Origin of the sequence: Stenotrophomonas sp. SAU14A_NAIMI4_5 (genome assembly GCF_003086795.1) — a bacterium.
Lineage (GTDB): Bacteria > Pseudomonadota > Gammaproteobacteria > Xanthomonadales > Xanthomonadaceae > Stenotrophomonas.
Genome location: NZ_CP026003.1, coordinates 2,838,646 through 2,858,257 on the forward strand (window position 1 = coordinate 2,838,646; position 19,612 = coordinate 2,858,257).

A 19,612-nucleotide genomic window follows, 5' to 3' on the forward strand; every position below is an offset into this window, starting at 1 on the left:
GCCCCAACCCACTCTTCCCTGCTACCGCCGACATCGATCCGTTCCCCATGAATGAAGGGGGCGCACGCGCCGGTCCATCGCCGCGCGCGCAGCGATGGGTCATGGACGGTGATGTTTCCCCCTGGTACCGGTGAGGTAACGGCAGGTCACGGGCGAACTTGAGCGCCGGCCGGCTCCTATACCGGCACGGCCCCCGGCCGGCCGTGGATGACCTGGAAGCGCGCTGCGGTGCGCACCTCGGCATCGGCACGCAGCACGCTGTCGGCAAAGCGCAGTTCGGCGTCCACGGTCTGCCGGTTCAGCTGCAGCTTCCACCAGCCGCGGCGGTCGCCGTCGAAATAGCGGATGTGCGGGTTCTGCGGAATCGACGGTCCGTAGTACGGTCCATACGGCGTATCGTCGCCACCACTGCTGATCGCCGGGGCGATGAATTCAGTGGCGACCACCGGCGAGCTGGCCGCGTTGAAATCCAGCTTCAGGTCGTTGACAAAGGTGGAGTGCCAGTCGCCGCCGAGCACGATCGCGTTGCCCGTGCCGCCTGTCTGCAGGGCCTGCAGCAGCCGGTTGCGCGCAAGCGGATAGCCGTCCCAGGCGTCGTTCCAGAAGCGCTCGCGCGGGGTGCCCGCATCCAGTTGCAGCTGGGCCATCAGCAACTGCTGCACCACCACGTTCCAGCGCAGCCCCTGTGCCGCCACCATCGACTGGGCGAACCAGGCTTCCTGGCCGGCACCGAGCATGCTCATGCGCGGGTCCAGCGCGGCATCGCAGCGCGCCGATTCGCCGACCCCGCAGGGATTTGCGGGACGGAACTGGCGGCAATCGAGCAGGCTGAGCTGTGCGAGATCACCGTAACGCAGCCGCCGGTGCACGCGCAGGCCACCATTGCCTGCCGGCGTGCTGCGCATGGGCAGGTGTTCGTAGAACGCGCGGTAGGCCGCCGCACGCCGCACGATGAACGCCTCGGTCGATACTCCGGGCTTCTCCGGATGGATGCCGGAATAGTCGTTCTGCACCTCGTGGTCATCCCAGATCACCGCGAAGGCATGCGCGGCATGGGCCGCCTGCAGGTCCGGGTCGAGCTTGTACAGCGCGTACTGGTCGCGGTACCGCTCCAGGCTGACGGTCTCGCCGCTGAAGCGCTCCGCATCCAGCGTGCGACCGCGTGCATTCTGCAGCGGGCTGTATTCGTACAGGTAGTCGCCGGCGTGCAGCACAAGATCCACATCACTGCGCGCGATATCGCGCAGTACCGGGTAGTAGCCGCTGTTCCAGGCCTGGCAGGTGCACAGTGCCAGCCGCAGCTGCTGCAGCTGCGTGTCCGGCAGCGGCGCGGTGCGGAAATGCCCGACCGCGCTTTCTTCATCACCATCGCAGGCGAACCGGTAGTAGTAGTCACGGCCCGGGCGCAGGCCGTTGACTTCCACGTGCACCGAATGCGCCAGCTCCGGTACGGCAGCCGCAACGCCGCGCTGCACCAGCCGGCGCATGCCCGGGTCTTCGGCCACGTACCAGCGCACCGGCACCGCTCGTGCGGGCATGCCACCGCCATTGAGCGGGTCCGGTGCCAACCGCGTCCACAGCACCGCGCCCTGCGGATCCGGATCGCCGGCAGCGACGCCCAGCGTGAACGGATCGCCTCCCAGCCGCGGCCGCGGACCGGCCGCAGCCAGCCCCGGCATCGCGGCCAGTGCGATCGCCGCCCCCGTGCCCTGCCACGCCAGGCGCAGCAGGCGGCGACGGGTTTCCGGATCGACAGGTGCGCGCATCAGAAGCGGACGGTCGCAGTCGCCATCACCTGCCGCGGCGCGCCGACCTGCATGGTGGCCAGGCTGCGGGTCGGGTCACTGGCGTAGGTGCCATTGGTGTTGATGGACGACAGGTAACGCTTGTCGGTCAGGTTGGTCAGGTTCAGTGCGACCGTCAGGTTCTGCGCCGGGCCCATCGCACCGAAGTCGTAGGCCACCGACGCATTGACCAGCCAGTAGCTGGGGACCGAGAGATCATTGGTGTAGGTCACGTAACGCTTGCCGACGTGGTTGGCCGACAGGCGCATGTCCCACGGGCCCGGGGTCCAGGCGAGCGTGCTGGAGAACATCCATTCCGGCGTGTCGACGGTCTTCCTGCCGCGGGTCGGCACCACCTCGTTGTTCACGTAATCGTTGTCGTAGGTGCTGTCATTCCACGACAGCGCATTGGACCAGGCCAGGTCCTGCATCGGCTTCAACTGCAGCGTGGCTTCGGCGCCGCGGCTGGTGACCGAGCCGACGTTGGAAAACAGTGCCGGGCAGCCAAGGATGCCCACGCACTGGGCGATCGCCAGCAGGCGGTTGTCGAACTTCACGTCATATACCGCGACCGACGCTTCATAGCCGCGGCCGTAGCCGCGCCAGCCCAGCTCGATCGTGCGCGACTGTTCCGGCTTCAGGTTGCCTGCGCTGGCATCGAAGTCGGCCTGCGGCACGTTGAACGGGCTGCCGACGCCCAGGGCATAGGCAGCGACATTCTTTGCGAACGAGCCGAAGACCTCGTTGCCTTCGTTGAGCTTGAAGTTGAAGCCGGCCTGCGGCAGGAGGCCCTTCTTCGCGGTCAGGCTGCTGTTGTTCGCGTAGTTGCCCAGCGGCGTACGCACGCTGGTGCGGGTGTGCGGCGACTTGGCGCCGATGTCGATGGTCAGGCGATCATCGAACAGGCGGAAGCGGTCCTGCACGTAGAACTGGCGGGTGATGGTGGTGTACTGCTGGTTCCACACGCGCTGGTCCGGATTGCGCAGGAAGAAGTCATCGGTGATGGGGCCATCGATGTAGTAGAAGTTGCGCTGCACGCTGTGGCCGTTGTCCTCGTACCAGAGGCCGGCTTCCAGTTCGTGGCCACCGACGTTCCAGGTGAACGCAGAGGTCACGCCGGTACGGTCGATCGCGTACTCGGTGGTGCGGATCGAAATCGGAATCTCCCGGCTGGTGCCCGGGTTGGAGGGATTGGACGGGCTGAACCAATGGCCCTGGCCGCGATTGCTGTGGTTGTAGACGTTGACCTTCAGCCGCATCGATTCGTTGAGGCCGAAATCACCAGCGATGCTGGACAGGTCGTCATTGCGCAGGCCATGGCCGGAGTAGTACGCGTCCCATGGGCTGTTGACGCCGCCACTGTACTGGCCGTTCGCCGCCGCGACCGCGCGATCCCAGTCCGGCGCGTAGTTGTCCCAGTTCCAGCCGAGGCGATCGATCATCTCCAGCGACAGATCCTGGTAATCGGCCTCGACCCGGCGCGATCCGTTGAACAGCGCGGTGATCCGGCTGTCCTCGCCGAAGTGGTAGGTGGCCTTGCCATTGAACTGCTTCGACTCCTGCGATCCCTTGCCCTTCCACTTGTCGCCCTCGGAGTACGCGCCGGACAGGTAGGCGGCGAGCCCCTGGTGCTCGCCCGTCTCCAGTCGCGCATAGCTGCGGCGCGCACCGTCACTGCCGAAGCCCTGCGCCAGCACCACGCCGTACTCGGTGGACGGATCGATCGAATAGAACTGGAACACGCCACCCAGGTTGCTGGTGGACGGCGTACCCAGCGCACCGATGCCGGTGGCCACTTCCGCACCGCCCAGGTTCTCGCTGATCACAGCGCGGCTGATGTGCAGGCCATTGCTGTTGCCGTAGGACATGTTGCCCAGCGGGATGCCATCGAGGGTGTAGCCGAGACGGTTCTGGTTGAAGCCGCGCAGGCTGATGCTGGTGGACCACTCATAGGCGCCGGTGGCATCGGCCGATTCGAAATGCACGCCCGGCTTGCTGGCCAGCAGCTTCAGCGGGTTGGCGCCCGGCGGCAGCACCTTCATGTCCTCCGCGGTGACACGCTGCACCTGGCGGGCCTCGCCACGGCCGATCACCGAGACCGAATCGAGGGTCGTGGCCGACGGTGCTTCGGTGTCAGGCGCAGTTTCAGCCGAAGCAAGCGACGGCAGCGATGCACAGACCAGCAGGGCAAGCAGGTTGCGGCGGAGCGGAGCATGGGACGACATGGAGGCGGATTCCGTGGGCACGCTGGACACCGAAAGGCGGCGTCGAAGAGCAGCAGCGGCGGAATCGTAGAAGCGGCGCGTTACATGTCATTTACACGCAGCATGCGCGGGGTGTTGCGAGCGACGAAGGCAGCGGCGTCTGCCACCTGTTGACTACCGTGCCGCCGGGCATGGCCCGGCGCTACCGTAACGCCGCGGGCGTTACTCGAACGAACCGACCGAGTCGTGCGACAGGTTGTCGAAGCGCGTGTACTCACCGAAGAATTTCAGCTTGCACGAACCGGTGGGGCCACCACGGTGCTTGCCGATGATGATCTCGGCCAGGCCCTTGTCCGGCGAATTTTCCTTGTTGTAGTAATCGTCGCGGTAGATGAAGACGATCATGTCCGCGTCCTGCTCGATTGCGCCCGATTCGCGAAGGTCGGCCATCACCGGGCGCTTGTCGGTACGCGTTTCCAGCGATCGGTTGAGCTGCGAAAGCGCGATCACCGGCACGTTCAGTTCCTTGGCAAGACCCTTCAGCGATCGCGAGATCTCCGAGATTTCGGTCGCGCGGTTTTCGCTGTTGCCCGGCACGCTCATCAGCTGCAGGTAGTCGATCACGATCAGGCCCAGGTCGTGCTCGCGCTTCAGGCGGCGGCACTTGGAACGCAGGATCTCCGGCGACACGCCCGGCGTATCGTCGATGAAGATCTTGGTTTCCTTCAGCATCTTGATCGCGCTGGTGACGCGGCTCCAGTCCTCGTCTTCCAGCTGGCCGGTACGCAGGCGCGACGCGTTGATGCGGCCGTTGGAGGAAATGAGGCGCATCGCCAGCTGCGATGCGGACATTTCCATCGAGAACACGGCCACGCCCTTCTTCGACTTGATCGCCGCGTACTCGGCGATGTTCAGCGCGAAGGTGGTCTTGCCCATTGCCGGACGCGCGGCAAGGATGATCAGGTCGGTCGGCTGCAGGCCGGCGGTCATCGCGTCGAAGTCGGTGTAACCGGTGGGCAGGCCGGTGATGTTGCCGCCGTTCTCGAAGCGGTTGCGCAGTTCCTCGAACGCATCCTTCAGCGCGCCGGGCATGGCCACGAAGTCGGTGCGGCCACGCGCGCCCTGCTCGGCGATGGCGAACACGCTCTTTTCGGCCGAGGCCAGCAGTTCGCTGCTGTCACGGCCTTCGGGCTGGAAGCCGTCGTTGACGATGTCGGTGCCGACCTGGATCAGTTGCCGCAGCACCGCCTTGTCACGCACGATCTCGGCGTAGGCCACGATGTTGGCCGCCGACGGCGTGGTGCTGGCCAGCTCGATCAGGTAGGCGCCATCGCCGACCAGCTCCATCTTGCCCTGCGATTCGAACCACTCGCCCAGGGTCACCGCATCGAACGGACGCTCGCGCTCGGACAGCTCGCGGATCGCCCGGTAGATCATCTGGTGGTCGCGGCGATAGAAATCGGTCTCGGTCAGCTGGTCGTTGACCCGGTCGTAGGCTTCCGGGGCCAGCATCAGGCCACCCAGCACCGCCTGTTCGGCTTCCACCGAGTGCGGCGGCACGCGCAGCTGGTCGATGCGCGATTCGTCGCGATCGCGGTCGAAGCCATCGCCGCGCTCTTTGCGGTTGGAACGGAAGCCGGAACGGGCGGACATGCTGCGGTGTTTCCTGCGAAAGTGGGCCAGGCGAGTGTAGGCATGCGCCGACCCCGGCGGCCATGGACAAGCCTGTGGATAAGCCGTGGACGAGCGGGGGATATCCGCCGCTGTGCGACGTGCCTGCCCGGCCTATGGAGACCCATTATCGCATGGGGTCAGAGCCCGCCGCTGCGCGACGGGATCCGACCCCGGCAGAGAGGGGTCGGATCCCTCTGCGCAGCAGAGGGCTCTGACCCCGAATGCAGCGTCAGTCCCCTTTGGCGTGCACCGCGATCAGCTTCAGGAAGCGGTCCACATAGCCCTGCAGGAACTTGTGCGTGCCCTCGTTGTGGATCGTGCCGTCGGCGCCGATCAGCTCATCCTTGAAGTGGATGAACGCCTCCGGCTGGCCGAGCACGTGCATGTCCAGGAACGCCAGGCTGTTGCGCAGGTGCTGCTGGGCCACCGCCGTGCCGATCTGGCCGATGGACGCGCCGATCACCGCCGCCGGCTTGCCAGCGAAGGCGCTGTCACCATACGGCCGCGAGCCGATGTCGATGGCGTTCTTCAGCACGCCGGGCACCGAGCGGTTGTATTCCGGGGTGACGAACAGCACCGCGTCGGCACCGCGTACCTCGTCCTTCAGGCGGGTGCCCTGGGCCGGGTAGCTGCCGTCGAAATCCTGGTTGTACAGCGGCAGATCGTCGATGCGCACGTACGTGAAACGCGCGCGATCGCCGGCCAGCTTTTCCAGGGCCAGCGCGAGCCTGCGGTTGCAGGATTCCTTGCGCAGGCTGCCAACGAAGACCGCGATGGTGGGAACAGGCATGGCGACACACTCCTGACGGGGGAAAGCGCCAGCCTAGCGGCCGGCCCGATGCGCCCCGGTGAAGATCAGCCGCGTGCCACGCCCGCCCGCACCTGCCGCCAGTGGTCCTGCCAGGCCTGGAACATCAGCACGTTCCACAGGTGGGTATGCCACTTGCGCTGGCCGCCCAGGAACTGCTGCCACAGCGGCTGCACGGCGGCCGCCGACAGCACGCCTTCGCGTTCCAGCCGCGCCGGCTGCAGCAGGTCATCGGCCCACGGCCGCAGGTCGCCCTTCAGCCATTCACTCACCGGCGCACCGAAACCGCGCTTGGGGCGGTGCACCATCGACTGCGGCACGTAGCGGCCGAGCACGCGCTTGAGCAGCACCTTGCTGGTGTCCTCACTGCGCTTGAAGTCCAGCGGCAGCGACCAGGCAAATTCAGCCACGCGCCAGTCCAGCAGCGGCGCCCGTGCCTCCAGGCTGACCGCCATCGAAGTGCGGTCGACCTTGCACAGCAGGTCGTCCGGCAGGTAGCTGACGAAGTCGGCCAGCATCATCGCGTCGGCCGGGGTGCCGGCACCGTGCAGCGGGTCGGCCAGGTCGTAGAAGCTGCCGGCCTCGCGCGCACCGATCACCGCCGCCGCCGGGTCGCGCCAGCGCGAGATGCGGTTGCGGTAGACATCACCGATGCCGCGCGCACCGGTCTCGGCCAGCAGTGCGGCCAGGCCGCCGGTGCGCGACGCCTCGCCCTGCTGGTGCGCACGCGCGCCCATCCAGCGCCGCAGCGGCGCCGGCACGCGGCCCAGCATCTCCCAGTTGCGCAGCGCGCGCACATAGCGGGTGTAGCCGAAGAACAGTTCGTCGCCACCATCACCGGACAGGGCCACGGTCACGCCCTGCCGCGCCAGCCGCGCGACCAGGGCGGTCGGCACCTGCGAGGCATCGGCGAAGGGCTCGTCGAACATCGCCGGCAGCTGCGGCACCACCGCCAGCGCATCGGCGCCACTCACGTACAGCTCGGTGTGGTCGCAGCCCAGGTGCCCGGCCAGCTCCTTGGCCAGCGGCGCCTCGTCATGGTGCGAGCCGCTGAAGCCGATGCTGAAACTGTGCACCGGCTGCGTGCTCTGCGCCTGCATCAGCGCGGCCACCAGCGACGAATCGGTGCCACCGGACAGGAACACGCCCACCGACACGTCGGCCACCATGCGCAGCGCCACGGCATCGCGCAGCAGGTCGTCCAGCTGTTCCTCGGCCTCCTCGATGCGGCCCTGGAACGGTGCGGCCAGCGCCGCCTGCATGCGCGCACGCGCATCCCAGTACGGGCGCTGTGCCTGCTCGGGGCGGTGCGCGGCGGCACCGGCGGCCACCGTTGCCGCATCCAGGCGCAGCACGCGGCCCGGCATCAGCTTGTAGCAGCGTTGGTGGATGCTGTGCGGGGCCGGGATGTAATCCAGGCGCAGCAGCAGGGTCAGCGCATCGCGGTCGATGTCGTTGTCGAAGTCCGGGTGCTGCCACAGCGCCTTCAGCTCCGAACCGAACACCAGGGTGTCGCCGGCCCAGCCGTAGTACAGCGGCTTCTTGCCCACCCGGTCGCGGGCCAGGTACAGGCACTGCTCGTGGCGGTCCCAGAGGGCGATGGCGAACATGCCATTGGCGCGCTGCAGGGTGTCCTCGACGCCCCACTGCAGGATCGCGGCCAGCAGCACCTCGGTATCGGAATGGCCGCGGAAGGCATGGCCCAGCGGCTCCAGCTCGGCGCGCAGCGCGGCGAAGTTGTAAACCTCGCCGTTGTAGGCCATCACGTAACGGCCGTCGGCCGAGGCCATCGGCTGGTGGCCCAGCGGTGACAGGTCGAGAATGCTCAGGCGGCGGTGCGCCAGGGCGATGCCGGCGCTGGCGTCGACCCAGGTGCCGCCGTCATCCGGCCCGCGGTGGTGCAGCGCCTGCCCCATGGCCAGCGCCTGCGCCTGCAGCACCTCGTCCGGCGACTGCGGCGCCGGCAACAACATTCCCGCCAATCCACACATGCATCAGGGTTCCTGCGCCAGGTCGAGGGCGGCGCCAATCACCGCATTGTCGCTTGGAAGCCCGAACATTGCTGCCCCCGCCAGCGGCGTGTAGGTATCGGCGCCGCAGACCCGCCGCAGCGGCAGGTGGCCATGGCCGGCCTCGACCAGGGCGGTGACCACGCCCTCGCCCACCCCGCCGCTGTGCCGGCCCTCGTCCAGCACCAGCACCCGCCGCGCCGTGGCGGCCTGGGCGGCGATGAAACCGGCATCCAGCGGCACCAGCCAGCGCAGGTCCACCACCCGCACCTGCCAGCCGGTCTGCGCCTGGATGGCCGGCACCGCGCGCAGCGCCATCGGCACGCCGTTGCCGTAGGTGAACACCACCAGATCATCGGCGTCGGGCGCATAGACCCGGCCCTCGCCCAGCACCAGCGCCTGCCCCGCCGCCGGGTAATCGAACAGCCACTGTCCATCGCCGGGCGCGTGCAGGTCCTTGCTCATGTACAGCGCGATCGGTTCCAGGAACACCGCCACCCGGCCGTCCACCCGGGCCAGCGCCGCCAGCGTGCGCAGCATCATCACCGCATCGTCGCCGCGCGACGGGCAGCCCACCACCAGTCCGGGGATGTCGCGCAGCGCGGTAATCGAGTTGTCGTTGTGGAAGTGGCCGCCGAAGCCCTTCTGGTAACCCAGGCCGGCCACCCGCACCAGCATCGGGTTGCGGAACTGGTCGTTGGAGAAGAACTGCAGCGAACAGGCCTCGCCGCGCAGCTGGTCGATCGCGTTGTGCAGGTAGGCCAGGTACTGGATCTCCGGGATCGGCAGCAGGCCCATGTTGGCCAGGCCTTGGGCCATGCCCAGGATCATCGTCTCGTCCAGCAGGGTGTTGAACACCCGGCGCGGTCCGAAGCGGCGCAGCAGGTCCTTGGTGACGGTGTAGACGCCGCCCTTCTGCGCCACGTCCTCGCCGAACAGCAGCGCCTGCGGATACTTGCACAGCAGTTCCTGCAGGCCGTGGTTGATCTGCACGGCCAGGTGCCGCGGCGGCTGCCGCTCGGGCAGCGCGTCGGCTCCGCCGTACAGGGCCTCGCGCGCTTCGGCCGGTACCGGGCGCTGCGCCTCGGCCATCACCGCCGCCGGCGTGTACGGCGCCAGCGGCGCGACCACTTCATCCAGCGACTGCAGCTTGGGCCGCGCTTCGGCGTCGGCCGCCGCCGACAGGCAGCGCACGCGCAGGGTCTCGTACGCAGCCTCGATGCCGGCAGCATCCATCCAGCCCGATTCCAGCGCGATCTGCGCCGACCGCAGCAAGGGATCCTGGGCTTCGGCCGCACACAGGTCGGCCAGCGCGCGCCACTCCACTTCGAAATCGGTGCCGGCGTGGCCCATCAGCCGCGTGGTACGCAGGTGCAGGAAGGTCGGCCGACGGGTGCGCCGGCAATGCTCCACCGCGGCCTGCACCTGCGCATGTCCCGCCGCCAGGTCCAGGCCGTCGGCGTAGTAGTAGTCCAGCCCCGGCTGGCGGCTGAAGCGCTCGGCGATCCAGCCTTCCGGCGTCTTCACCGAAATACCCAGGCCGTTGTCCTCGCAGACGAACAGGATCGGCGCGGGCAGCTTCTGGTAGGCCGACCACATCGCGGTATTGAAGGCGGTCTGCGCGGTAGCGTGGTTGGCCGAGGCATCGCCGAAGGAGCACAGCACGATGCTGTCGGCAGGGATCGGCAGCGGCTGGCCCAGGCGCTTGCCGCTTTCGATGGCCAGCGCGGTACCCAGCGCCTTGGGCAGGTGCGAGGCGATGGTCGAGGTCTGCGGCAGCACCCACAGCGGGCGGCTGCCCCACACCTTGTGGCGGCCACCGCTGGCCGGGTCGTCGGCACTGGCGGCGAAGGACAGCGCCGCGTCACGCAACGGGTCCAGGCCTGGCACCTGCCGCGCGCGCTCGGCCATGAAGGCGCCGGAGCGGTAATGCAGGAACGCCGGATCGGTATGCCGGCAGGCCCGTGCCAGCAGCGCGTTGCCTTCGTGGCCGGACGAGCCGATGGTGTAGAAGACCTTGTTCTGTACGCGCAGTACGCGCGCCATCAGGTCCAGCTGGCGGCTGGCCAGCTGCGAATCGAACAGCTCGGCGAACGCCGCTGCGGTCAGCGTGCTGCCCGGCAGGATCGGCGCATCCGGCGCCGGCTTCGGGCGCGGCAGCCCACGCCAGGCGCGCACCGCCTCGAGGAAATTGACGTCGCACACTTCGGCGCGGTTGAGCACGCGCATGCGTGCGGGGATCGGATCGGGAACCACAGCAAACATCGAACACCCTCCGTGTCGTTGTTGCGTTCCGCCGGGCGTCGCGGCCCTGCTTTCGTAGAGTCGAGCTTGCTCGACTGCCCTGGAAGCCAGTCGAGCAAGCTCGACTCTACCCGCGCGAATCCAACCGCGCGCGTACCTCGGGCGTAACCGCCGGCATCGCCACGAACAGTGGCTGCTCGCGCACCCGCTGCAGCCACGCACGCACTTCCACGAACGGCTGCAGATCGATGCCACCATCGGCGGCAACATCGGTGTAGGCAAACAGCGCGATGTCGGCGATGCCGTACCCGCTGCCGGTGAACCACTGCGCCTGCCGCAGGTGCTGCTCCATCACCTCCAGCGCGGTGGCGGCGCGCTCATGCAGGCGCGGCAGTTCGGCCCGGCGCGGCGAATCGGCATCGGTCCAGCCACGGATGAAGCGCGCCACGGCCACGCAGGGTTCGTGGCTGTACTGCTCGAAGAACATCCAGCTCAGTGCCTGCGCGCGTTCCCAGCCATCGGTGGGCAGGTACGGCGTGCCTTCGGCCAGCCAGAACAGGATCGCGTTGGATTCGGTCAGCACGCGGCCATCGTCGCGCACGATCAGCGGCACCTTCGCATTCGGGTTGAGGGCCAGGAACTCAGGCGAATGAGTCTGCCCATGCGCACTGTCCACTTCCACCCAGCGGTAGCGGCTGCCGAGCTGCTCCAGCAGCATCCGCACCTTGTGGCAGTTGCCCGACACCGACATGCCATGCACCGTCAACGGAACGCGCTCTTCCACCATTGCCTGCTCCAGGACATCCCGGCCGACGGCCGGCTGCACGCAGTCTGGCAAGCACATCGGCCGATGCCAAGCGCGGGTGCAGCATCACCGCCGGCGTTGCTGCCATTGCGCGCGCGACTGCCCCCAGATCTGCAGCGGCGGCCCCTCGTAGGGGGGCGGCAACTGGCCCATCCGCAGCAGGCTGCTGCCCAGCTTGCGCGCCACCGCCCTGGACTTCTCGTTGTCATCGGCAATGGTGTGGATCACCTCGTCCCAGCCCAGCGTGTCGAACGCCCAGTCGATGGCGGCCACCGCCGCTTCGGGGGCGTAGCCACGGCCCCAGCGCGCGCGGCAGATGCTCCAGCCGACCTCGGGGCCGGGCCAGCCGAGCGGCTGCCACGGGCCCATGCGGCCGACCCATTCGCCGGTGGCTTTCTCGATGACGCTGAACATCGAATAGCCGAACAGCTGCCAGGCACCGGCCAGGCTGCAGAAGCTGCGCCAGGCCGCCGAAGGCAGCTGCACGCCGCCCAGGCTGCGCATCACTTCTTCATCGGCGCAGAACGCCAGGTAGGGCTCCAGGTCCTGCGCCTGCGGTGGGCGCAGGATCAGGCGCTCGGTTTCGATGCGCAGGTCGAAGATGCTCATGCAGGCTCCCGCCGGGTACCGTGGCCGCTCATCATCGCCGATCCCGCCATCGGATCCAGCACGCAAACGAAACGGGCCGGCAAAGGCCGGCCCGTCCGATACAGCATTCCGTTGCCGCGTTACTGGCGGTTGGCCGCTGCGTCGCCGGCCGCGGCGGTCTGGGTCACCAGCTGGCCATCCACCACCGGCAGGCGGTCGCTGGCCGGCTTGTTGTCCATGCGCACGGTCTTCTCGGCGCCGTCATAGCGGTAGGTCACGTTGTAGCCCTTGACCACATCGTTGGTGCCCATGGCGATGCGCGTGCCCGGCTTGCTGGCCATGCGCATGGTGCCGGTGGTGCCGTCCTCGTTGCGGTAGGTCACGTTGTAACCGGTCACGCGGCTCGACTCGGAGGTCGCCGTTTCAGTGTGGCACTGGCGCTCGGTGCGGTTGACCACGCGGCCACCGACGTGGCGCTTGTCCACCTGGTTGCCGATGAAGCCACCGGCCACGGCGCCGGCTGCAGTGGCAGCCTTCTTGCCGTTGCCGCCGCCCACCTGGTTGCCCAGCAGGCCACCGACCACGGCGCCGACCACGGTGCCGCCGACGTTGCCATCACGCTCGGGCAGGCGCTCCTGCACCACGACGTCCTCGCAGACTTCATGCGGGGTCTGGGTGGTGGAGGTCTCGCGCACCGGCTCGGTGCCGATGACGGTCGCATAGGCCTTCTGCTTCTCGGTCAGCGGGTCGACCTTCAGCACATCGGCGTATTCCAGGCCGCGCGGTGCCGAGGCATCGACCGCGTCGCCGCGCGCGCCGTCATCGGCAGCGCTGCCATCGACCAGGCGCGACTCGGAAGGATTCGCGGCGCCCAGTGCATCCGGGGCCTTGTCACCACTCTTCATGAAGGCGGCGGTTGCGATACCACCCACCAGCAGCGCGCCTGCTGCGACCAGGACAGTTGTAGTTGTGCTTTTCATGACCTGCTCCCTGCGGACCGTCCGCAACGTTCTCGATGCAGATTGCAGCATGCGCTGCCTGAACGGAATCTCCACATTTCGTACTCATGGCCGTAACCCATTCAGCATCGGGAAATGCAGGGCCCGTGGTAGCGTTTGCAGCACGCCCACGAGGAGCCCCGCCATGGCCAACCCGATGCTGCTGCCGGTCCTGCAATGGGCACGCCGGCTGCGCTACCCCACCCTGTTCAAGCTGACCGCCGGCCTGTTCGCGCTGACGCTGTTCATCCCCGACCCGATCCCGTTCGTGGACGAACTGATGCTGGGCCTGGGCACCCTGCTGCTGGCCAACTGGAAGAACCGCAGCGCGGCGACGCCGCCCCCCCTGGAACAGCGCTGAACATGCTGATCGACAGCCATTGCCACCTGGATGCCAGCGAGTTCGACCCCGACCGCACGGCGGTGATCGAGCGCGCCCGTGCGGCCGGCGTGCAGGCCCAGGTGGTACCGGCGGTGACCGCAGCCAGCTGGCCGAAGCTGCGCGAGGTCTGCCAGCAGGCACCGGGGCTGTACCCGGCCTATGGCCTGCACCCGATGTTCCTGGCCGACCATCGTCCCGAACACCTGGGCCAGCTGCGCGAGTGGGTCGAGCGCGAGCGTCCCTGCGCGATCGGCGAGTGCGGCCTGGATTTCTTCGTCGAAGGACTGGATGCCGAGGCGCAGCAGGACTATTTCATTGGCCAGCTGAAGCTTGCACGCGACTTCGACCTGCCGGTGATCGTGCATGCGCGCCGCGCGGTGGACGCGGTGATCGCCGCGATCCGCCGCATCGGCGGCCTGCGCGGCGTGGTCCATAGCTTTCCCGGCAGCCCGGAACAGGCCGCGCAGCTGCACAAGCTGGGCTTCCTGCTCGGCCTGGGTGGACCGCTGACCTACCAACGAGCGCAGCGCCTGCAGCGCCTGGTGCGCGAGATGCCGCTGGAGCAGCTGCTGCTGGAAACCGACGCGCCGGACCAGCCCGACGCGGGCATCCGCGGCCAGCGCAATGAACCGGCACGACTGTCGGTGATCGCCCGCCACGTGGCCGCGCTGCGCGGTACCGACGTGGAGACCGTGGCAGCGGCCACCAGCGAAAACGCCCGGCGGCTGTTCGCGCTGCCGGCCGCCTGATCGCCGCTTCGCCGGGCATGGCCCGGCGCTACCGGTCAAACCTCGGCGGCTTCGGCCTTGACCTTCTTCGGCTCCAGCAGCATTTCCAGCGCCTTGCCGACCGCGGCGAATGCAAACGCACCGGTGATGTGGGTGGCCGCGCCCAGCCCGGCGCCGCAGTCCAGCTTCAACGCGGCATCGGCGCCCAGGTTCGGGCGCAGGCCGCAGACGCTGCCATCGGCCTGCGGGTACTTCACGTTTTCCAGCGAATACACCGCCGGTACGCCGAAATAGCGCTTGGCGTTCTTCGGGAAGTTGAACTCGCTGCGCAGCTTCTTGCGGATCAGCGCCAGCATCGCGTCGTGCTCGGTACGCGAGACGTCGCGGATGCGCACCAGGGTCGGGTCGGTACGGCCGCCGGCAGCGCCCACGGTCAGCAGCGGCAGCTTGCGGCGGCGGCACCAGGCGATGGTCTCCACCTTCACCCGGAAGCTGTCGCAGGCATCGATGACCAGGTCGAAGCCACGGTCCAGCAGTTCGGCCATGTTGGCGGTGGTCAGGAACGCCTGCACGGCATCGACGTCGATCTGCGGGTTGATCGCGCGGCAGCGCTCGGCCATCGCCTCGGACTTGTTGCGGCCGTAGTTGCCCTCCATCGCCGGCAGCTGCCGGTTGGTGTTGGACACGCAGATGTCATCGGCATCGATCAGGGTCAGGTGGCCGACCGCCGAACGGGCCAGCGCCTCCACCACCCACGAGCCGACGCCGCCCATGCCCACCACCGCCACGCGGCTGCCCTGCAGGCGCTCGAGCGCACCTACGCCATACAGCCGTTCGATGCCGGCGAAGCGTTGTTTGACCTGTTCGTTCATGCGGCTATTTTAACGTGCAGGCAGCGGCGGCCATAGCGGGCCGCCATCGAACCCACCGTTGCACGCCCGCGCATCACCCATGGAGGAGCCCGCATGAACGCCAGCCCGTCCCGTCGTCCTTCCAGCGCCCAGCGCTATCTGTTCGTGCTCGTGCTCGGCCTGCTGATCGGCCTGGTCGCCACGGTCATGGTCGGCCGCGCCCTGCAGGCCGGTCGCGACCCCTTCCCGCACAGCCTGATGCACGTGATGCAGCGGCAGGCGGAGCTGCTGCAGCAGGCCCAGCAGCAGAACCGCTGCAGCCTGGCCGACAGCCAGCCGCGCCTGCAGTCGCTGCGGCTGCTGTCCAACGACCTGGACCTGGCGTTTCCCAAGCTGAAGGACGATGCGCGCTTCCAGCAGCATGCCAGCCAGTACCGGGCGGCCCTCAATGCGGCACTGGCCGCCCCGCCCAGTGACTGTGCCGCGCTGGCCAAGGTGGTGCAGACCGTGCAGGACGACTGCCGGGCCTGCCACCAGGACTTCCGCTGATTCATCTTCCAGCCGGGGAAGGCTGGCGTGATTGGCACCTTGTTCACGTTGAAAAGTGGACGATTCGATCACCCTGCTGCATGACGCAGTACCACCCTTCCACCCGCCTTCACGGCCAGGAGACGCCCCATGAAGATCCAGCTCATCGCCGCCAGTGTCATTGCTACGCTCGCCCTGGCCGGCTGCGCCACCTCGCCCGGTTACGGCGGCGGTGGTTACAACAACGGTGGCTACAACAATGGTGGCTACGGCAACAACAACGGCTACAACCAGAACCGTTGCGCCGACTGCGGCATCGTGACCGGCATCAACACCGTGGCTTCTGGCCGAACCGCGCCCAGCGCGACCGGCGCCATCCTTGGCGGCATCGTCGGTGCCGTGGCCGGCCATGAGATCTCCGACCACACCGGCGGCAGCCGCGGCAACAAGAACGTCGCCGCCGCTGCAGGCGCGGTCGGTGGTGCCCTCGCCGGCAACCAGATCCAGAAGAACGTGACCAGCGATACCTACGACATCACCGTGCGCATGGACGATGGCCGCACCATCGTGGTCAACCAGCGCGATCTGGCCGGTATCCGCGAAAACACCTACGTCCGCGTCGTCAACGGCCGCGTCGTCCTGCGCTGATCCAGCGGGCGACGGTGGCAACGAAAAAGGCCCGCTTGCGCGGGCCTTTTTCGTGCGATGCATTGCAGGCGGGTCGTCAGACCGGCTCTACGGCATCAGCCTGCAGGCCCTTCTGGCCCTGCACGACGGTGAAGGTGACCTTCTGGCCTTCCTTCAGGCTCTTGAAGCCCTGGGTCTGGATGGCACGGAAATGCACGAACACGTCTTCGCCGTTTTCACGGCTGATGAAGCCGAAGCCCTTTGCATCGTTGAACCACTTTACGGTACCGGTCTCGCGATCAGCCATCTCACTCACTCCCTGGTGACTCTCTTGTTGTTGGAAACGCCTGTTGGGCGGCTGACAAGCAAGGGGGAAGCGAGGTGCAACGATGCAGCGGATCGGTTAGATCTTGCTTCATCAGGCCACGATCCACGGTGACCTTGCCAAGCTCAGCGACTGCAACTTAACCCGAGCAAAACGAAAAAGCAACTGCCAAAATTTCAAAGTGTCAACCCCAAAAAGACAACCATACGGGACAGCATGGACCTCTCATTCATCTTGTATCTGCTAGCGGTCATTTTCGTCCTGGTCGGCATCGCCGGGGTGATCCTGCCGGCCCTGCCTGGGGTGCCGCTGGTCTTCGTCGGCCTGCTGCTCGCGGCATGGGCTGACGGCTTTGCCCATGTCGGATGGCCCACGCTGGTGGCTCTCGGGGTCCTCACCGCGCTGTCCCTGGTGGCCGACGTGCTGTCCACGGTGGTGGGGGCGCAGCGGGTCGGGGCCAGTCGCAAGGCACTCTGGGGCACCTTCATCGGCAGCATCGTCGGCCTGTTCTTCATGCCCATCGGGCTGTTCGCCGGCCCGCTGCTGGGTGCCCTGCTGGGCGAGTACTGGCACACCCGCGAGCTGGGCCGCTCGACCAAGGTCGGCCTCGCCACGTGGCTGGGCATCCTGCTCGGGCTTGCGCTGAAGCTGGCCGTGGTGATCGCCATGCTGGGCCTGTTCGCCTTCGCCTGGTTCCTGTGAGGCCGCCGCCTTCACGCCATGCGCACGCCCGCGCCGGGCATAAACCAAGGGGCTGGCCGTTGCCGCGGGCAGCCGCCACACTGTGTGTCTTCCCGTATTCATCCTCTGAAGGGCCTGCTGCAATGACCCTCCCCACGCTGCTCCCCCGCTTCGCGCCGCTGGCGCTGGCCCTGGCCCTGGCCAGTGCGCCGCTGGCCGCGCAGGAAATCGCGCCCACTCCCACCGCTACGCCGGCTGGCTGCGCCGCCGTCGACAGCGACGCCGCGCGCCTGGCCTGCTATGACCGCCTGTTCGGCCGCAACGCCCCGGCCACCGCCGAGGCAGACGCCGCCGCCCAGCAGGCCGCCCAGAGCCTGCGCGACCAGCGGCGCGCCACTCGCCTAAGCCAGGGCGAAGAGAACCTGCGCGCACGCGTAGGCGACATCTTCCGCCCGGCACCGGACGACAGTGCCCTGGCCAATGCCGGCCGCGGCTCGCTGCTGGACAGCCGCTGGGAGCTGGCCGAGGACTCCAAGCTGGGCCCGTTCCAGCTGCGCGCCTACAAGCCTGTCTACCTGTTGCCTGCCTTCTGGACCAGTGACAAGAACCAGATGCCGCAGTCGCCGAACCCGGCCAACAGCGTGACCACGCCGCAGGTGCTGGACAGCACCGAGCTGAAGTTCCAGATCAGCTTCAAGACCAAGATCGCCGAGAACCTGTTCGGCGACAACGGTGACATCTGGGCCGGCTACACCCAGAGCTCGCGCTGGCAGGCCTACAACGCCGAGAACTCGCGTCCGTTCCGCGAAACCAATTACGAGCCGGAAGTGATGATGGTGTTCCGCAACGGCTACTCGATCGGTGGCTGGCGTGGGCGCATGACCGGGATCAGCCTCAACCACCAGTCCAACGGCCGCCCTGACCCGCTGTCGCGCAGCTGGAACCGGGTGATGCTCAACATCGGCCTGGACCGCGAGAACTGGGCGCTGGTGCTGCGCCCCTGGTACCGCATCCCGGAAAGTCGCAGCGATGACAACAATCCTGACATCGAGGACTACATGGGCCGCGGCGACGCGACCCTGATCTGGAACCGCAACGGCCATGAGATCGCGCTGATGGCGCGCCATTCGCTGCGCACCGGCGACCGCTCGCACGGCGCGCTGCAGCTCGATTACGGCTTCCCGATCAGCAACCTGCTGCGCGGCCACATCCAGGTGTTCGACGGCTACGGCGAGAGCATGATCGACTACAACCACAAGGCCACCTACGTGGGCGTGGGCGTATCGCTGCTGGAGTGGTTCTGATGACGGTGACGATCTGGCACAACCCGGCCTGCAGCAATTCGCGCGGCGCGCTGGCGCAGATCCGCGAAGCCGGGATCGAGCCGGTGGTGGTCGACTACCTGGGCAGCCCCCCTGACGTGGCCACCCTGCGCCAGGTGCTGGCCGAATCCGGCCTTGCCGCCACCGACCTGGTGCGCAGCAAGGAGCCGCAGTTCGCCGAGCTGGGCCTGGCCGGTGCCGATGAAGCCACCCTGCTGGTTGCGATGGCCGAACACCCGCGGCTGATCAACCGCCCCATCGTGCGCACCCCCAAGGGCACGCGCCTGTGCCGCCCGCCGGAGCGCGTCCTCGACCTGCTGTAGGTAGAGTCGACCGTTGGTCGAATATCGCACGCAGGGCGGAGTCGACCAACGGTCGACTCTACCCCGCCATGACGCGGGCAATTACAGCCAGTCGGTGATGCCTTCGCGGCGGTAGGTCTCGGCGAACGACGGGCGTGCCTTCATCCGCTGCGCGTAGATCTTCAGCACCGGCAGGGTGTCGGTGGGCGTGGGCATGTTGCGCGACCAGCGCATCAGCATCACCAGCATGAAATCGACCACGCTGGGCGCCTCGCCCAGCACATACGGCCCCTGCGTCTGCAGGTGTGCGGCCATCTGCTGCCAGGCGGCCTCCAGGCGTTGCCGGGCCATCGCCTGGGTGGCGGCGACATTCGCTTCGCCGGCGGCTTCATGCGGATAGAACCACGCGCGGTAGGCGGGCTGCAGGGTGTTGGCGCACCAGAACATCCAGCGATACGCCTCGCCGCGTGCGGGCGTACCCGGTGCCGGCAGCAGGCCGGCCTCGGGGTGGCGATCGGCCAGATACAGTGCGATGGCGGCCGCTTCGGTCAGCACCTGGCCATCGATCATCAGCGTCGGCACCACGCCCGCCGGGTTCAGCGCCAGATACTGCGCCGACTTGTGCTCGCGCCGGTCGAAATCCAGCAGCACCAGTTCGTGCTCGATGCCCAGTTCGATCAGCAGCCAGTGCACCACCAGCGAGGCGGTGCTGACAGACCCATACAGCGTAGTGCGCATGCGACGACTCCGGT

19 protein-coding genes are annotated in these 19,612 nt (G+C 67.7%); 7 read left to right on the plus strand and 12 right to left on the minus strand.

The window, feature by feature from the left end:
- Nucleotides 1-176: 176 nt before the first annotated feature.
- The 9 genes from C1925_RS13260 to C1925_RS13300 all read right to left on the minus strand — a co-directional run bounded on the left by C1925_RS13260 (nt 177) and on the right by C1925_RS13300 (nt 13,096).
- On the minus strand, nt 177-1,766 hold the full coding sequence (locus C1925_RS13260; protein WP_108769303.1) for an alkaline phosphatase D family protein: 1,590 nt from the start codon (nt 1,764-1,766) through the stop codon (nt 177-179).
- Complete coding sequence (locus C1925_RS13265; protein ID WP_108769304.1) at nt 1,766-4,009, minus strand: TonB-dependent receptor; 2,244 nt, start codon at nt 4,007-4,009, stop codon at nt 1,766-1,768. The genes C1925_RS13260 and C1925_RS13265 overlap by 1 nt, the downstream gene beginning before the upstream one ends.
- A 201-nt stretch (nt 4,010-4,210) precedes the next feature.
- Nucleotides 4,211-5,641, minus strand: a complete 1,431-nt coding sequence (locus C1925_RS13270) for a replicative DNA helicase (RefSeq protein WP_108758252.1) — start codon at nt 5,639-5,641, stop codon at nt 4,211-4,213.
- 250 nt (nt 5,642-5,891) lie between these two features.
- Nucleotides 5,892-6,452 carry an NAD(P)H-dependent oxidoreductase gene (locus tag C1925_RS13275; protein WP_108769305.1) on the minus strand — a complete coding sequence of 187 codons (561 nt, stop codon included), beginning with the start codon at nt 6,450-6,452 and terminating at the stop codon, nt 5,892-5,894.
- 65 nt (nt 6,453-6,517) lie between these two features.
- Entirely contained in the window at nt 6,518-8,461 is a 1,944-nt protein-coding gene (asnB, locus tag C1925_RS13280) for an asparagine synthase (glutamine-hydrolyzing) (RefSeq protein ID WP_108769306.1), read from the minus strand.
- 3 nt (nt 8,462-8,464) lie between these two features.
- Entirely contained in the window at nt 8,465-10,744 is a 2,280-nt protein-coding gene (locus tag C1925_RS13285; protein WP_108769307.1) for a transketolase C-terminal domain-containing protein, read from the minus strand.
- A 106-nt stretch (nt 10,745-10,850) separates the two neighbouring features.
- A complete protein-coding gene (locus tag C1925_RS13290; RefSeq protein ID WP_108769308.1) occupies nt 10,851-11,510 on the minus strand; it encodes a glutathione S-transferase family protein in 660 nt (219 codons plus the stop codon).
- 84 nt (nt 11,511-11,594) lie between these two features.
- On the minus strand, nt 11,595-12,137 hold the full coding sequence (locus C1925_RS13295) for a GNAT family N-acetyltransferase (RefSeq protein WP_108769309.1): 543 nt from the start codon (nt 12,135-12,137) through the stop codon (nt 11,595-11,597).
- 119 nt (nt 12,138-12,256) lie between these two features.
- Nucleotides 12,257-13,096: a glycine zipper 2TM domain-containing protein gene (locus tag C1925_RS13300; protein ID WP_108769310.1), complete on the minus strand. Its 840-nt coding sequence runs from the start codon at nt 13,094-13,096 to the stop codon at nt 12,257-12,259.
- Between the two features lie 163 nt (nt 13,097-13,259).
- Here C1925_RS13300 and C1925_RS13305 point away from each other — a divergent pair, with 163 nt between their 5' ends.
- Nucleotides 13,260-13,475 (plus strand): DUF6116 family protein, encoded by a 216-nt coding sequence (locus C1925_RS13305; protein ID WP_108770711.1) that lies wholly within the window; start codon nt 13,260-13,262, stop codon nt 13,473-13,475.
- Nucleotides 13,472-14,245 (plus strand): TatD family hydrolase, encoded by a 774-nt coding sequence (locus tag C1925_RS13310; protein ID WP_108770712.1) that lies wholly within the window; start codon nt 13,472-13,474, stop codon nt 14,243-14,245. The genes C1925_RS13305 and C1925_RS13310 overlap by 4 nt, the downstream gene beginning before the upstream one ends.
- Nucleotides 14,246-14,280: 35 nt before the next feature.
- Here C1925_RS13310 and C1925_RS13315 read toward each other — a convergent pair whose 3' ends face one another.
- A complete protein-coding gene (locus tag C1925_RS13315) occupies nt 14,281-15,096 on the minus strand; it encodes a tRNA threonylcarbamoyladenosine dehydratase (protein WP_108769311.1) in 816 nt (271 codons plus the stop codon).
- Between the two features lie 93 nt (nt 15,097-15,189).
- On the opposite strand from C1925_RS13315, the gene C1925_RS13320 reads away from it, so the two are divergent.
- Nucleotides 15,190-15,624, plus strand: a complete 435-nt coding sequence (locus C1925_RS13320; RefSeq protein WP_108769312.1) for a cytochrome c — start codon at nt 15,190-15,192, stop codon at nt 15,622-15,624.
- Between the two features lie 129 nt (nt 15,625-15,753).
- Entirely contained in the window at nt 15,754-16,251 is a 498-nt protein-coding gene (locus C1925_RS13325) for a glycine zipper 2TM domain-containing protein (protein ID WP_108769313.1), read from the plus strand.
- Nucleotides 16,252-16,327: 76 nt separating this feature from the next.
- Here C1925_RS13325 and C1925_RS13330 read toward each other — a convergent pair whose 3' ends face one another.
- Entirely contained in the window at nt 16,328-16,537 is a 210-nt protein-coding gene (locus tag C1925_RS13330) for a cold-shock protein (protein WP_108769314.1), read from the minus strand.
- A gap of 234 nt (nt 16,538-16,771) precedes the next feature.
- Between C1925_RS13330 and C1925_RS13335 the strand changes: the two genes are divergently transcribed.
- The 3 genes from C1925_RS13335 (at nt 16,772) to arsC (ending at nt 18,881) form a co-directional block, all read left to right on the plus strand.
- The gene (locus C1925_RS13335) at nt 16,772-17,257 is read left to right on the plus strand and encodes a DUF456 domain-containing protein (RefSeq protein ID WP_108769315.1); all 486 of its coding nucleotides are present in this window, start codon (nt 16,772-16,774) and stop codon (nt 17,255-17,257) included.
- 122 nt (nt 17,258-17,379) lie between these two features.
- Nucleotides 17,380-18,540, plus strand: coding sequence for a phospholipase A (locus tag C1925_RS13340; protein WP_108769316.1), 1,161 nt, complete (start codon nt 17,380-17,382; stop codon nt 18,538-18,540).
- Complete coding sequence (gene arsC, locus C1925_RS13345) at nt 18,540-18,881, plus strand: arsenate reductase (glutaredoxin) (RefSeq protein WP_108769317.1); 342 nt, start codon at nt 18,540-18,542, stop codon at nt 18,879-18,881. The genes C1925_RS13340 and arsC overlap by 1 nt, the downstream gene beginning before the upstream one ends.
- Nucleotides 18,882-18,962: 81 nt before the next feature.
- Here the strand turns inward: arsC and C1925_RS13350 are convergent, their stop codons facing one another.
- Nucleotides 18,963-19,598: a glutathione S-transferase family protein gene (locus C1925_RS13350; protein ID WP_108769318.1), complete on the minus strand. Its 636-nt coding sequence runs from the start codon at nt 19,596-19,598 to the stop codon at nt 18,963-18,965.
- Between the last annotated feature and the right edge of the window lie 14 nt (nt 19,599-19,612).